The 12,953-nt window shown below is 68.7% G+C and carries 13 protein-coding genes; 7 read left to right on the top strand and 6 right to left on the bottom strand.

Annotation, left to right across the window (positions count from 1 at the left end; translation table 11 throughout):
- The first annotated feature begins 199 nt into the window (after positions 1 to 199).
- Complete coding sequence (locus ACMYLB_RS21965) at positions 200 to 2,827, top strand: TonB-dependent receptor plug domain-containing protein (RefSeq protein WP_415911133.1); 2,628 nt, start codon at positions 200 to 202, stop codon at positions 2,825 to 2,827.
- A gap of 149 nt (positions 2,828 to 2,976) precedes the next feature.
- Here ACMYLB_RS21965 and ACMYLB_RS21960 read toward each other — a convergent pair whose 3' ends face one another.
- From ACMYLB_RS21960 to ACMYLB_RS21940, 5 genes are all read right to left on the bottom strand, one after another.
- On the bottom strand, positions 2,977 to 3,528 hold the full coding sequence (locus tag ACMYLB_RS21960) for a cysteine dioxygenase (protein ID WP_415909071.1): 552 nt from the start codon (positions 3,526 to 3,528) through the stop codon (positions 2,977 to 2,979).
- Positions 3,529 to 3,655: 127 nt separating this feature from the next.
- Positions 3,656 to 4,330, bottom strand: a complete 675-nt coding sequence (locus ACMYLB_RS21955) for a MarC family NAAT transporter (RefSeq protein ID WP_415909070.1) — start codon at positions 4,328 to 4,330, stop codon at positions 3,656 to 3,658.
- Positions 4,331 to 4,381: 51 nt separating this feature from the next.
- Positions 4,382 to 5,494, bottom strand: a complete 1,113-nt coding sequence (dusB, locus tag ACMYLB_RS21950) for a tRNA dihydrouridine synthase DusB (RefSeq protein WP_415909069.1) — start codon at positions 5,492 to 5,494, stop codon at positions 4,382 to 4,384.
- Between the two features lie 76 nt (positions 5,495 to 5,570).
- Positions 5,571 to 5,927 (bottom strand): hypothetical protein, encoded by a 357-nt coding sequence (locus tag ACMYLB_RS21945; RefSeq protein ID WP_415909068.1) that lies wholly within the window; start codon positions 5,925 to 5,927, stop codon positions 5,571 to 5,573.
- Positions 5,928 to 6,097: 170 nt separating this feature from the next.
- On the bottom strand, positions 6,098 to 7,252 hold the full coding sequence (locus tag ACMYLB_RS21940) for a MalY/PatB family protein (protein WP_415911132.1): 1,155 nt from the start codon (positions 7,250 to 7,252) through the stop codon (positions 6,098 to 6,100).
- A 270-nt stretch (positions 7,253 to 7,522) separates the two neighbouring features.
- On the opposite strand from ACMYLB_RS21940, the gene ACMYLB_RS21935 reads away from it, so the two are divergent.
- From ACMYLB_RS21935 to ACMYLB_RS21920, 4 genes are all read left to right on the top strand, one after another.
- Entirely contained in the window at positions 7,523 to 7,954 is a 432-nt protein-coding gene (locus ACMYLB_RS21935; RefSeq protein WP_415909067.1) for an Hsp20/alpha crystallin family protein, read from the top strand.
- A 26-nt stretch (positions 7,955 to 7,980) separates the two neighbouring features.
- Positions 7,981 to 8,391, top strand: coding sequence for an Hsp20/alpha crystallin family protein (locus ACMYLB_RS21930; RefSeq protein WP_415909066.1), 411 nt, complete (start codon positions 7,981 to 7,983; stop codon positions 8,389 to 8,391).
- 99 nt (positions 8,392 to 8,490) lie between these two features.
- A complete protein-coding gene (locus tag ACMYLB_RS21925) occupies positions 8,491 to 8,853 on the top strand; it encodes a hypothetical protein (protein WP_415909065.1) in 363 nt (120 codons plus the stop codon).
- The gene (locus tag ACMYLB_RS21920) at positions 8,847 to 9,167 is read left to right on the top strand and encodes a hypothetical protein (protein WP_415909064.1); all 321 of its coding nucleotides are present in this window, start codon (positions 8,847 to 8,849) and stop codon (positions 9,165 to 9,167) included. The genes ACMYLB_RS21925 and ACMYLB_RS21920 overlap by 7 nt, the downstream gene beginning before the upstream one ends.
- Before the next feature lie 7 nt (positions 9,168 to 9,174).
- Here the strand turns inward: ACMYLB_RS21920 and ACMYLB_RS21915 are convergent, their stop codons facing one another.
- Positions 9,175 to 10,125 (bottom strand): TerC family protein, encoded by a 951-nt coding sequence (locus ACMYLB_RS21915; protein WP_415909063.1) that lies wholly within the window; start codon positions 10,123 to 10,125, stop codon positions 9,175 to 9,177.
- 113 nt (positions 10,126 to 10,238) lie between these two features.
- Here ACMYLB_RS21915 and ACMYLB_RS21910 point away from each other — a divergent pair, with 113 nt between their 5' ends.
- Positions 10,239 to 11,486, top strand: coding sequence for a mechanosensitive ion channel family protein (locus tag ACMYLB_RS21910; RefSeq protein WP_415909062.1), 1,248 nt, complete (start codon positions 10,239 to 10,241; stop codon positions 11,484 to 11,486).
- A gap of 76 nt (positions 11,487 to 11,562) precedes the next feature.
- Positions 11,563 to 12,948 (top strand): magnesium transporter, encoded by a 1,386-nt coding sequence (gene mgtE / locus ACMYLB_RS21905; RefSeq protein ID WP_415909061.1) that lies wholly within the window; start codon positions 11,563 to 11,565, stop codon positions 12,946 to 12,948.
- Positions 12,949 to 12,953 lie beyond the last annotated feature (5 nt).

Here is a 12,953-nt window from a genome sequence, read left to right as displayed (position 1 = left end):
CGGTCCGTTCGGCCGGGCGCCGCACACCACCGCAACCCCGATCGCACATGATCAACCAACCCCCATGCTCCTCGCCTGTGGTCCGCGCGCGCCTTTGGCGCGCCGCCGCCGCATTGTTCGCCACCCCCGCGCTGCTCCTCGCGCAAACCGGCGGCGCCCCGACTCGGACCAAGCGAAATCCGCCAACGACACCGTGAAGATGGAGGCCTTCTCCGTCGTCGGCTCGCGCATCAAGCGCGTCGACGCGGAGACGCCCAGCCCCGTCGTCCGCATCACGCAGGCCGACCTCGCCTCCTCCGGCTTCTCCAACGTCGAGGACGCGATCCGCGCCATGCCCTTCAACACCGCCGGCACCATCTCGCCCGAGGGCTCCGGCACGGGCTTCGCCTCCGGTTCCTCGACCGTGAACTTCCGCGGCCTGGGCAACAACAACACCCTCGTGCTCATCAACGGCCGCCGCGCCGTGCCATCGGGCGCGGGCGCGTTCAACGGCTTCCAGTCCGTCATCGACCTCCGCCAGATCCCCACCGCCGCGATCGAGAGCATCGAGATCCTCAAGGACGGCGCCTCCGCCATCTACGGCTCCGACGCCGTCGCCGGCGTGCTCAACATCGTGCTCAAGCGCTCCTACACCGGCGTCGGCATCGACGTCTCCTTCGGCAACACCTTCGGCACCGATTCGCAGGAGGTCAGCGCCTTCGTCATCGCCGGCGCGAGCACGGAGAAGACGAGCATCGTGATGACGGCCGACTACTCGCACCGGAACATGCTCATGAACCGCGACCTCTCGTTCTCGAGCAACGCCGACCTGCGCTACAACCAGAGCGCCACCGGCCAGATCGAGACCGACCCCAACAGCGGCCTCGTCATCGGCGTCGACCTGCGCAGCTCGAGCAGCTTCCCGGCGCGCTTCTTCATCCCCGGCACGGCCACCGTGCGCACCTTCCTCAACCCGACCACCGACCCGAACGCCGCCAACGCCGTGGCGACCTCGCGCGTCACCGGCGCCGGCCTCTACAACTTCCAGCAGGACTCGACGCTCCTGCCGGAAAACACCAGCCGCGGCCTCGGCGTCTACGTGAAGCACCAGTTCACGCCGGTGCTCTACGGCTTCGCCGACCTGTTCTTCAAGCGCATCGAGACGATCAACCTCTCCGCGCCCGCCCCGTTCACCACCACCGACAAGGGCGCCGGCACCAACAACCGCCTCGTCGTCCCCGCCGCCAGCCCCTACAACCCGTATGGCACGCGCTACTTCGGCGCCGCCGGCCAGGCGATCGAGCTGAGCACCTTCCGCCTCGTCAACGCCGGCCCGCGCGTCGTCGACACCACGTCCGACTACCCGCGCTACCTCTTCGGCCTCGGCGGCACGCTGCCGAACGACTGGACGTGGGAGGCGGCGTATATGTTCGCGCAAGGCTCGTTCGACAACGCCTCGCCCGGCACCGCCTTCGACAGCCGCGTGCAGGAGGCGCTCAACGGCCTCAACATCGGCGGCCAGGTGCTCTACGCCAATCCCTTCGGCCCCGAGGATCCGCGCGTCACCGACTACTACTCGGGCACCAATCCCAACAAGACCAAGTTCACCTCCGGCCTCTACGACGCCTCCGTCAGCGGCACCCTCGCCACCCTGCCGGCCGGCCCGCTCGGCGCCGCCTTCGGCGTCGAGTATCGCTCGGAGACCCTCAGCGACGTCCGCACCCTCGAGAACGAGACCGGCAACGTCGTCGGCGGCTCCGAGGGCTTCGGCTACGGCGGCAAGCGCCAGGTCACCTCCGCCTACGCCGAGGTGAAGATTCCCGTCACCAAGCAGATCGAGCTCCAGCTCGCCGGCCGCTGGGAGGAATACTCCGACTTCGGCAACACCACGAAGCCGAAGGTCGCCCTCGGCTGGCGCCCGACACCCTGGCTGATGCTGCGCGGCTCGTTCTCCGAGTCGTTCAAGGCCCCGGACCTCGCCTACCTCTACCAGACCGGCAGCGTGTCGTTCACCAGCAACCAGCTCTTCGACCCGCGCCGGCCCGACCAGCCGTCGTCCCAGCTCAAGACCGTCGGCCGCGGCAACCCCGACCTCCAGCCCGAGGAGACGCAGACCACCTACTTCGGCGTCGTCCTCGACGTCCCGCGCGGCCCGCTCAAGGGCCTCTCCTTCGACGTCGGCTACTTCAAGTTCGACCAGACCAACCTGATCACGCGCGACTCCGCCGCGTTCACGCTGGCCAACGAGACCGTGCTCCCCGCCGGCCGCGTCGTCCGCAAGGCCCTCACGCCCGCCGAGGCCGCCGCCGGCTACACCGTCGGCATCATCGACTACGTCGCCACCGACTGGTTCAACGCCAACAAGATTCTCAACGAGGGCTGGGACTTCGGCGTGAACTACGCCCGCAACGTCAAAGGCTGGGGCAACTTCCGCGCCGGCCTCACCGCCACCTACGTCGGCAACTTCGAGCGCGAGACCACCTCGTCGCTCGGCGCCACCGCCATCATCGACATCGACGGCACCGATTCCGTGCCGCTCTGGCGCGGCAGCGCCACGCTGGCGTGGACGAAGGGCGACTGGGCCGCCTCCGTCTTCGTGAACTACATCGGACGCTACCCCGCGCAGCTCCTCACCGGCCCCGACACCGAGCCCGACACCAAGGAGCAGTGGCGCGTCAACCCCCAGGTCAGCTACCTGACCCCGTGGCGCACCAAGGTCACCGTCGGCGTGCGCAACGTCTTCAACTGGGACCCGCCGCGCTACCTCTCCAGCCAGTTCGGCTACAACCCGGCCATCAACACCGCCGAGCCCGCCTTCTGGTATGTGCGCCTGAACCGCGAATTCTGAGCGCTGCCACGCGGCGACTCTTCCGGCCGGACTCCTCGTGGGTCCGGCCTTTTTCTTCGGCCGCCGCGGTCAGGAAGCGTGTGCAGCCCGGCGAGGTGCCGCGGCCGGGCACCTCCGCTCACGGCGCGATCGCCGCCGCCGCGCCGCGCTCAGGCGCCGATCGCCTGATGCTCGGGCGCGCGCCACTCGCCGCCCGTTTTGCCCAGGATCGAGAACACCTTCATCGTCTTCAGCGGCGGCGAGTAGACGTGCAGCGTCACCAGCGGCGTGCCCTCGGGCTGGAGGTTGGACACCTGGTGCGTTTCGCTGTCGTGCGAGGCCACGATCTCGCCGGCGAGGAAATCCTTCGTGCGCACCGGCACGACCTGCCCGCAGGGCGAGAAGGCATAGCTCGTCTCGCTGCACACGCCCGTCAGCACCTTGAACGCGCAGACCGACTGCGCGTGGTCGTGGATCGGCGAGCGCTGCCCGCTCTTCCAACAGAGCACGAGCACGTTGAACCACGGGCTCTCGGCGAGCAGGTTGCGGCAATAGGAGTCGTCCTCGAAATGCAGGAACGGCTGCACGTCCTCCAGCGTTACCCGCGACTCCGTGAGCAGCTGGTGCAGCCGATCGAGGTCGGCGCGGCCGTCCGTGAGCGAGGCCAGGTAGGAAAGCAGCGGCTGGAGCGCGGCGGGCGGGGGAGAGGCGGGAGCGCGCATGGCGTGGAGGTCTGGGCCGCGACGCTAGCGCCGCGCGCATCCGACTCAAGCCCGGGCCCGTAGCCCGAAGGGCTTAACCCGGTCCGTTTCCTGCCGCCGCCGCCCGGATGGACGGCCGCTGCCGTGCTCAGTGCGCGAGCGTGGCCTTGATGCCGCGGAGCACCTCGGGATCGGTGGCGATGCCGAGGATGCCGTTCACCACGAACTGCACGCCGATGCACATGATCAGGAAGCCCATGATCTTCGTCATCGCGTTCACGCCGACGACGCCGATGAAGGTCACGATCTTGCCCGAGAGCCGCAGCGTCACCCAGGTGAGGAACGCCACCACGAGGATGCCGGCGATGATCGCGATGTAGTCGATCGGGTGCGTCGCCAGCGAGGTGAAGCCGAGCGTGACCGCGATCGAGCCCGGGCCGCTGAGCATCGGCATCGCCAGCGGCGAGAACGACACGTCGACCTTCCGGCGCGCCGCCTCGCGCTCCTCCTTTTCGTCGTCGGTGGCCCGGTGCGTCGCCAGCATGTTCATGCCGATGCCGGTCAGCATGATCCCGCCGGCGATGCGCAGGCCCGGGATCGAGATGCCGAAGAAATTCATGATGAAGGTGCCGCCGACGAGGAAGCTCACCAGGATGCCCACCATGTAGACGCAGCCCTTGAACGCCTGCTGCCGGCGGCGCGCCTCGCTGTCGCCCTCGGTGATGGCGAGGAAGGTGGGCGCGGCCGCCAGCGGGTTGATGATCGGCAGCAGGCCGACCACCGTGCCGAGGAAGATGCCCCAGAGATGGACGAGGTTGAACATGCGGGAACGAAGCGGAGGTTGCGGAGCCGGCGCGCGCGTGGCGAGCCCGCATCACCAGGTGTCGACCGGGCCCTTCGGCACCGGGATCGACTCGCGCTGCAGCACCGCCGGGTCGTCCTCGTCGCGCATGAACGAGGCCACCATCGGGTCCGGCTGGAAGCGCGGCAGCAGTTCGCCGCGCTCGTCGCAGAACTGCGCGCGCCACTGCGCGTAGCGCGCGAGGATCGCGTCGAACTCCGCCCGCGTGCGCAGGCCGACCACGGCCTTCTTGAACTCCTTCGCCGGGCCGAGCCGCTTCGCATACCACGCCGCCGGCTTGCGGAAGAGCCGGCAGCCGAGCTCCTCGCCGAACACCGCGCACGCCAGTTCGAGGTGGCGGCGCATGACGTGCACGCGCTCGGCGTAGCTCGCCTCGGCCGGCAGCACGCCGGTGCGGAAATACTCGAGCGTGTGGCGGAAGATCCAGGGATTGTAGAACGCGCCGCGGCCGATGCTCACGCCGGCGCAGCCGGTCTCGTCGGCCATCCGCTTCGCCGCGTCGGGCGTGGTCACGTCGCCGTTGCCGATCACCGGGACCGTCTTCACCGCCTGCACGACGCTGCGGATGCCGGCGAGGTTGACCGTGCCGGAAAAGCCCTGCGCACGCGTGCGGCCGTGGACGAAGATCGCGGCCACGCCGACGTCCTCGAGGGCGCGGGCGAGGTCGGGCGCGGTGAGGTTGTTCTCGTCCCAGCCGAGGCGCATCTTCGCCGTGATCGGGATCTTCACCGCCTCGACCATGCCGCGCACGAGCGCCTGCGTCTTCTTCAGCTCGGTCATCATGGCCGAGCCGCCGCCCACGCCCACGACCTTGCGGACCGGGCAGCCCATGTTGATGTCGACGGCGGCAATGCCCATCGCCTCGACCATCGCCGCGGCGTCGCGCATCTCCTCCGGCACGGAGCCGAAGAGCTGCACCGAGAGGAGCTTTTCCGCCGGCGCGGTCTGGGCGAGCTGGAGGGCCTTGGGGTTGCGCTCGAGGAGCGAGCGGGCGTTGATCAGGTCGGTCGTGACCCAGTCGAGCCCGCCGATCTCGCGCACGACGAGGCGGAAGGGCAGGTTGGTGTAGCCCGCCAGCGGCGAGAGACACAGGTTCGACGGGAATTCATACGGCCCGATGCGCACGCCCCCACCGTGCTTCGCCCCCCATGACGCGCAACCCGTAAAGTGTAACCTATTAGGTTACACTTTACGGGATAACTCAGAGCGAGATGTCGCGGCCAGCGCGTTTCTCCGCCAGCCAATGCAGCAGGCGCAACGTCAGCTCGGCATCCGGCATCCGATTCTTGCTGGAAAGAAAGTCCTGCAGACGCTGTCGCGGGATTCCGAGGTAGCGCGCGAGTCGCGTCTTCGCGCCATAGGGAGCGAGTTCGGCACGCACCTGCGTGGCCAGGATGTTCCAGAGCGGGGTCGCCGCGCCGGGGCGCACCGTGTGGTAGGATTGCCAGCGCCGCATTTTCGTCCGGCGCTTCGCTTCATCGATCAAGGACTCCCCGGCCGCAAACAGCGCGCCGCCGATTTCCAGCCACACGCCCAATCGTGGATGCACTTTCAGCATGTGTAACCTAATAGGTTACAAGTTGCCGCAAGCGCCAGAGAGAAACCGGTCAAAGTGTAACCTATTAGGTTACACTTGATTGGTGGCGGGGAAAGACGAGTGCGGGAGTCATTGGGGGCTGCACGGGGCGTGCGGCGTGGGCACGCGCGCGGAGCCTCCGTCAGCACGAATCAGTGGGCCGCGGCGACGGCGCGCTGCAGGCGCGCGAGCGCCTCGGTCAGCGTGGCGCGGGTGCAGCCGAAGTTCAGGCGCACGTGGGTGTTCGGCGCGGCGCCGAAGGGCGCGCCGTCGGAGAACCCGAGGCCGTGCCGCTCGAAGAAGGCGTGCGCGCGCTCGAGTTTCAGCGCGGAAATATCGAGCCAGGCGAGGTAGGTGGCCTCGACGTGCGTCAGGGTCACGCCGGGCAGTTTCCCGCTCGCGACGGTCTGCTCGATCAGGTCGCGGTTGCCGCGCAGGTAGGCGAGGAGCGCCTGGCGCCAGGGCTCGCCGTGGCGGAACGCCGCCTCGCACGCGACGAGGCCGAGGACGTTGGCGTCGGGCACGATCCCGCTGGCGGCGCGGGTGAAGGCGGCGCGGAGGCCGGCGTCGGGGATGATGGCGAGCGAGGTGCCGAGGCCGGGGACGTTGTAGGTCTTGCTCGGCGCCATCAGCGTGATGCTGCGCGCGGCGATCTCGGGCGAGAGCGTGGCGGTGGGCAGGTGGGCGACGTCGTCGAGGATGAGGTCGCAATGGATCTCGTCCGAGACGAGCGTGAGGTGGTGGCGCACGCAGAAGGCGGCGAGCTGCGCCAGCTCCGCGCGGGTGAAGGCGCGGCCGACCGGGTTGTGCGGGCTGCAGAGGAAGAAGGCGCGGCTACGCGGCGTGACCGCGCGTTCGAGCGCGGCGAAATCCATCTCCCAGCGGGCGCCGTTCCTGACCATCGGCACCGCGACGGTGCGGCGGCGCTGGTTGGCGGGCGAACTCATGAACGGCGGGTAGACCGGCGTGGCGCAGAGGATCTCGTCGCCGTCCTCGCCCAGCGCGCGCGCGGCGACGTTGAGGCCGGTGACGAGGCCCGGCAGCCAGACGAGCCAGCTGGGATCGACCGACCAGCCGTAGCGACGGGCGCAATAGCCGACGGTGGCCTCGGCGAGCGACGCCAGCGGCTTCGCGTAACCGAGCACGCCGTGAGCGACGCGCGCCTGCAGGGCGTCGAGCACGGCGGGCGGCGCGGCGAAATCCATGTCGGCGACCCAGAGCGGCAGGATGTCCTGGCCGGCGTATTTCTGCCATTTCTGGCTGTCGCTGCGGGCGCGATCGATCGGAGTGTCGAAGTCGAAGCTCATCGGGAGCGGGGAGATTGCCGCAGCGGCGCGGGGCGTGGCCACGGGAAAATCGCCGGCGTGTCACAAGCCGCCCCCACTGTGCCGGCCCGGCCCCGCGGCGGCGGGACGGAGTTGCGCAGCTGGGACGTCACACCCCGTGGCAGAATTTCCCAGCGGATTTCCGGCGCGCGCACTAACTCGCGCTTTTGCCGGAATTTGCGCTGCGGCGGCGGACGGCACGTCGGATGCACCAGCGCTGGCACAACCCACTTTAACAGGAGAACCACCACCATGTATCGCCTCATTCGCTATTCCCAGCCGCGCGCGACCCTCTTTCGCGGGTCCGCTTTCCAGAATCCGTGGACCGGTCTGGAGTCGGAAATCGATCGTCTCTTCGAAACCGCTCTGGCGGACGTCGCCGCGCCGGCGACGCCGCGCTTCCCCGTCGACCTCTACGAGGACAAGGACAACACCTACGTCCGCGCCGAGCTCCCGGGCGTGAAGCGCGAGGACATCGCCGTCGAGATGGTCGAGGACTACCTGACGATCAACGCCACCCGCAAGGAGGGCGAGCAGTCGTTCAGCTTCAGCCGCTCGATCACCATCCCCGAGAGCGTGCAGGCCGACAAGGTCAGCGCCGCCCTCGAGAACGGCGTGCTCACGGTCACGCTCCCCAAGCAGGAGCAGGCCAAGCCGCGCAAGATCGCCATCAACGTCAACTGAACCCTTTTCCCGGAGGAAAACCCGCCATGACTCTCTTCAACCAGATCGTTCCCCGCCTCTCCCGCGCCATCGCGCGCCGCGAGGACAATGCCGCCGCGTCCACCGCGCCGGAGTTCACCCTCAAGCCCGTCTACGAGCTGAAGGAGAACGCCGAAGCCTGGGGCCTGACGGTCTACCTGCCCGGCGTCGCCAAGGACGGCCTCGAGCTCTCCGCCGAGGACGGCATCCTCAGCATCCGCGGCCGCCGCGGCTGGGCGAAGCCCGAGGGCTGGACGCCGCTCTACCGCGAGACGGTCGACGCGCCCTACGCGCTGTCGCTCGAGCACGACAACTCGGTCGACGTGGACAAGATCCACGCCGAGCTGAAGGACGGCGTGCTCCGCGTCTCGCTGCCGAAGGCCGAGGCGGTGAAGCCGCGCAAGATCGCGGTGAACTGAACCACCTTTAGGGGTAACGCTCGGTGCTTGTGTGTGCCCGAGCCGCCGCCGGAGTCCGCTTAGCGGGCCCGGCGGCTTTGTTTTCCGGGCGCCGGGGCCATGCATTCGCGCTCGTGTGTCCGCCGCGGCGAGGATTTGCTGCCGGGCATGGAAGCGTTCGTGATCGTCGTCCTCGGCCTCGCCGTGATGGCGGGCATCATCGGGCTGAGCGTGCGGGCCCACCGCAAGGGCCTGGAAAACCTGGCGGCGCTGGCCAGCCGCCTCGGGCTGCAGGTTGTCCGCGGCCAGCGCCTGCTGGGCCTGGATCAGCATCGCCTCGAGGGCCGCTGGCAGGGGCGGCACGTGCGCTTCTGGACCTACAGCACCGGCGCCGGCAAGTCGCGGCGGCAGTGGATCGTCGCGGGCGTCGAGACCCCGGCGGCGGGCGACGTGGCCTTCGAGCTGCGCGGGCAGGGGTGCTGACGAAGATCAGCGAATTTTTCGGCGCGAAGGAGATCCGGGTCGGCGAGGCGCGGTTCGACGCCGAGTGGTTCATCACGACCAACCGGCCGGTGGAATTCGCCGCGGCGCTGGTGCCGGAGATCCGCCAGAAGCTCGCCGCGGTGCGCGCGGCCGGCGCCGCAGGGGTGTTCACGCGCCAGGACGGCTGGGTCTGCTACGTCGAGCAGGGTTCGTTCTCCCGTGCGCCGGCGCTGGGGCGCCTGGAGTCGGCGCTGCCGGTGCTGGTCGACCTCGCCGACGTGGCGGACGTCTGCGCGAAGGGCGTCCGCGCCTGAGCGCGGCTCACGGCTCCTTCCGCGCCTGCGGGATCATCACCGAGGCGACGATCGAGGCGGCGAGCACGGCGCCGATGATGCCGAGCGAGAGGTGGATCGGCACGCTGACGTAGTGCGACGCGAGCATCTTCAGGCCCACGAAGACGAGGATGACGGCAAGGCCGATGTTGAGGAAGCGGAAGAGCTGCATCACGCCCGACACCGCGAAGTAGAGCGAGCGCAGGCCGAGGATCGCGAAGATGTTCGACGTGAAAACGATGAACTCGTTGCGCGTGATCGCGATCACCGCGGGGATCGAGTCGAGCGCGAACATGACGTCGGTCGTCTCCACCACGACGAGCACGAGGAACAGCGGCGTGGCCGCGAGGCGGCCGTTTTGCCGGGTGAAGAAATGTCCGCCCTCGAAGGTCGTCGTCACCGGGAACACCTTCCGCGCGAGCTTCACCGCCGGGTTCTTCTCCGGCTCGAAGCCGTCGTCCTTCTTCGGCAGCGCGAGCTTGATGCCGGTGTAGACGAGGAACGCGCCGAAGACGTAGATGATCCAGTGGAAGGCGTTGATCAGGCTGATGCCGGCGAAGATGAACAGCGCGCGCATCAGCACGGCGCCGACGATGCCCCAGAACAGCACGCGGTGCTGGTAGCGCGGCTCGACGCGGAAGTATTGGAAGATGACGATGAAGACGAAGACGTTGTCGACGCTCAGGCACAGCTCGACGATGTAGCCGGTGAAGAACTCCAGCCCCGCCTGCGTGCCCAGCTTCTGCGAGACGAGGAGGTTGAAGGCCATCGCCAGGCCGAACCACACCGCGCACCACGCCAGCGCCTCCTTCAGGCTGACGACGTGGCTCTTCCGGTTGAACACGCCGAGGTCCAGCGCGAGCATCACGCCGATGAAGGCGAGGAACCCGGCCCACGCCCACCAGGGCATCGAGCTGAAGAGTGCGAGCGGCAGTGACATGGGCCCGGAATCTGGGGGAGGGATTCGGACCGGGGCAAGCGGCTAAAGCGGCGCCCGGGACGGGCTAAATCTTTGACAAGAGGGGGAGGGGCGCTTTCTACGAGAAACTTCCCATGAATTTCCACCGCTCCCTTCCCGTTGTCCTCGCCGCGTTCGGCGCCCCGGCCCTCGCGCTGGCGCAGGCCGCCGCGACCACCGACGCCGGCCAGAAAGCCGCCGCCGCTGCGGCCGTCGCCCTCGAGCGCACGCCCGACCTGCTCGAGCACCTCGTCGACGTCGTGCTCGCCGCGCTCCATGTGCCGAGCGACGGCTCCAACACCCTGACGCACTACGGCATCGCCGCGGCCTTCCTCCTCTGCGGCGTGCTGCTCCGCCACGTCGTCACCAACATCATCTTCCACTACCTGAAGAAGCTCGCCTCGAAGACCGAGACGACGCTCGACGACAAGCTCTTCCCCGCGATGGAGGCGCCGACCGCCACCTTCGTGATGCTGCTCGGCATCTTCGCGTCGTTGAAGGTGCTGAAGCTCTCCGAGAACACCGACCACTACGTCGCCCTCGGCTCCACCGTCGCCTTCTCCGCCGCGATCTTCTGGGGCCTCTACCGCGCCTTCTCCGCCGTGCTCGAGCACGCGCACGAGGTCGCGCTGGAAAAGCAGATGGGCGTCGCGGCCTTCATGCCGTGGATCAAGAAATTCCTCATCACGGTCTTCGTCCTCGTCGGCATCCTCGTCACCGTCCAGAGCCTCGGCTACGACGTGAAGGCCGCCCTCGGCGCCCTCGGCATCGGCGGCTTGGCCTTCGCCCTCGCCGCGCAGGACACCATCGCCAACATCTTCGGCTCCGTCGTCGTGGCGACCGACCAGCCGTTCCGCATCGGCGAAACGGTCACGATCGGTTCGCACACCGGCACGGTCGAGGACATCGGCCTCCGCTCGACCAAGATCCGCAAGACCGACCGCTCGCTCGTCACCGTCCCGAACCGCACCGTCGCCAACGAGTCGATCATCAACCTCTCGCGCTTCACCGCCCGCCGCGTCGAGCAGGTCATCGGCGTCGCCTACGACGCCCATCCGCAGAACCTCGAGGGCCTCGTGGCCGACATCCGCCGCCTGATCGAGGCCGACCCGGCCGTGAACGCCCCCGACACCCACGTCTACTTCCGCGACTACGGCGCGTCGTCGCTCGACGTCTGGCTGGTCTACGTGATCAAGGATGCCGACTTCGCGAAGCACATGCAGGTGCGCCAGCGGATCAACTTCGGCATCATGCGCGCCGTCGAGGCCCGCGGCCTGTCCTTCGCCTTCCCGACGCAGACGGTGCACGTCGCCTCCCTGCCGGCGATGGGCGCCAAGGCCTGAGGCCCGTCCGCGACGTTCGCGGGGGCGCCGGCGCGTTGCGCATTGCCAGCCGCGACCCGGCGCGTAGGGTGCCGCCGTGCCGTCGCAAGCCAGCTCACTCCGCGCCGAGATTTCGGCGCTGATCGACAACAAGAACTTCGCCGCCCTGAAGGCGAAGCTCGCCCCGTGGCTGGCGTCCGACCTCGCGCCGATCCTCTCCGAGCTGCCGGTCGAGCAGCTCGGCATCCTCTTCCGCCACTGCCCGCCGCAGCTCGCCGGCGCGACCTTCGCCTACCTCGAGCACACCGCGAAATACAAGCTGCTCAAGACGCTCACCCAGCCGCAGGCCGCCGCGCTGCTGAACGAGCTGCCGCCCGACGACCGCACGGCCTTCCTCCACGAGCTCCCGCTCGACCTCGCCATGCAGATGCTCTGCTGGCTCTCGCCGGGCGAACGGAAGATCGCCCAGGACCTGCTCGCCTACCCGGAGCACAGCGTCGGTCGCATGATGACGCTCGATTTCGTCGCGGTGCGCCCGGAGTGGACCGTGCGCGAGGCGCTCGAATACATCCGCGAGCACGGCTACGACCGCGAGACGCTCAACATGGTCTACGTGACCGACGAGGGCGGCATCCTGCTCGATGACATCCGCATTCGCCGCTTCCTGCTCGCCTCGCCCGAGACGAAGGTCAGCGCGCTCATGGACGGCAACTACGCCACCCTCCACCCGGAGGACGATCGCGAGAAGGCGCTGCAGGTTTTCCGGCAATACGACCGCGTCGCCCTCCCCGTGACGAACGCGGACGGCAAGCTCATCGGCATCGTCACCGCCGACGACATGCTCGACGTCGCCGCCGAGGAGGCCACCGAGGACATCCAGAAGCTCGGCGGCAGCGAGGCCCTCGACGAGCCCTACACCACCATCGCGCTGACCAAGATGGTGCGGAAGCGCGCCGGCTGGCTCGTCGTCCTCTTCCTCGGCGAGATGCTCACGGCGACGGCGATGAGTTACTTCGAGGACGAGATCGCCAAGGCCGTCGTGCTCGCGCTCTTCGTCCCCCTCATCATCAGCTCCGGCGGCAACGCCGGCTCGCAGGCCGCCACGCTCGTCATCCGCGCCCTGGCGCTGGGCGAGTTCCGCCTGCGCGACTGGTGGCGCGTCATGCGCCGCGAACTTGCCGCCGGCCTCATGCTCGGCGTGATCCTCGGCACGATCGGCTTCTTCCGCATCCTGATCTGGGCGCAATTCAGCGACATCTACGGCCCGCACTACCTGCTGGTTGCGTCGACCGTCGGCGCGTCGCTCATCGGCATCGTGCTGTGGGGCTCGCTGATGGGCTCGATGCTGCCGCTGATCCTCAAGAAGGTCGGCTTCGACCCCGCGACCTCGAGCGCGCCGTTCGTGGCGACGCTGGTCGACGTCACCGGCCTCGTGATCTACTTCACGGTCGCGTTCCTCATCCTGCGCGGGACGCTGCTCTGACGCCG

The organism is Oleiharenicola sp. Vm1 (assembly GCF_047777955.1).
GTDB lineage: Bacteria > Verrucomicrobiota > Verrucomicrobiia > Opitutales > Opitutaceae > Didemnitutus.
Note: the sequence above shows the minus strand (reverse complement) of the source record. Positions and strands in the feature narration are given on the sequence as shown.

Excerpts from the sequence above, each read along its gene's own strand:
- ACMYLB_RS21925 (WP_415909065.1), top strand. The coding sequence starts at position 8,491 with ATGCATTCGCGCTCGTGTGTCCGCCGCGGCGAGGATTTGCTGCCGGGC.
- ACMYLB_RS21915 (WP_415909063.1), bottom strand. The coding sequence starts at position 10,125 with ATGTCACTGCCGCTCGCACTCTTCAGCTCGATGCCCTGGTGGGCGTGG.
- ACMYLB_RS21930 (WP_415909066.1), top strand. The coding sequence starts at position 7,981 with ATGACTCTCTTCAACCAGATCGTTCCCCGCCTCTCCCGCGCCATCGCG.
- ACMYLB_RS21960 (WP_415909071.1), bottom strand. The coding sequence starts at position 3,528 with ATGCGCGCTCCCGCCTCTCCCCCGCCCGCCGCGCTCCAGCCGCTGCTT.
- ACMYLB_RS21955 (WP_415909070.1), bottom strand. The coding sequence starts at position 4,330 with ATGTTCAACCTCGTCCATCTCTGGGGCATCTTCCTCGGCACGGTGGTC.
- ACMYLB_RS21910 (WP_415909062.1), top strand. The coding sequence starts at position 10,239 with ATGAATTTCCACCGCTCCCTTCCCGTTGTCCTCGCCGCGTTCGGCGCC.
- ACMYLB_RS21945 (WP_415909068.1), bottom strand. The coding sequence starts at position 5,927 with ATGCTGAAAGTGCATCCACGATTGGGCGTGTGGCTGGAAATCGGCGGC.
- ACMYLB_RS21965 (WP_415911133.1), top strand. The coding sequence starts at position 200 with ATGGAGGCCTTCTCCGTCGTCGGCTCGCGCATCAAGCGCGTCGACGCG.
- ACMYLB_RS21940 (WP_415911132.1), bottom strand. The coding sequence starts at position 7,252 with ATGAGCTTCGACTTCGACACTCCGATCGATCGCGCCCGCAGCGACAGC.
- ACMYLB_RS21935 (WP_415909067.1), top strand. The coding sequence starts at position 7,523 with ATGTATCGCCTCATTCGCTATTCCCAGCCGCGCGCGACCCTCTTTCGC.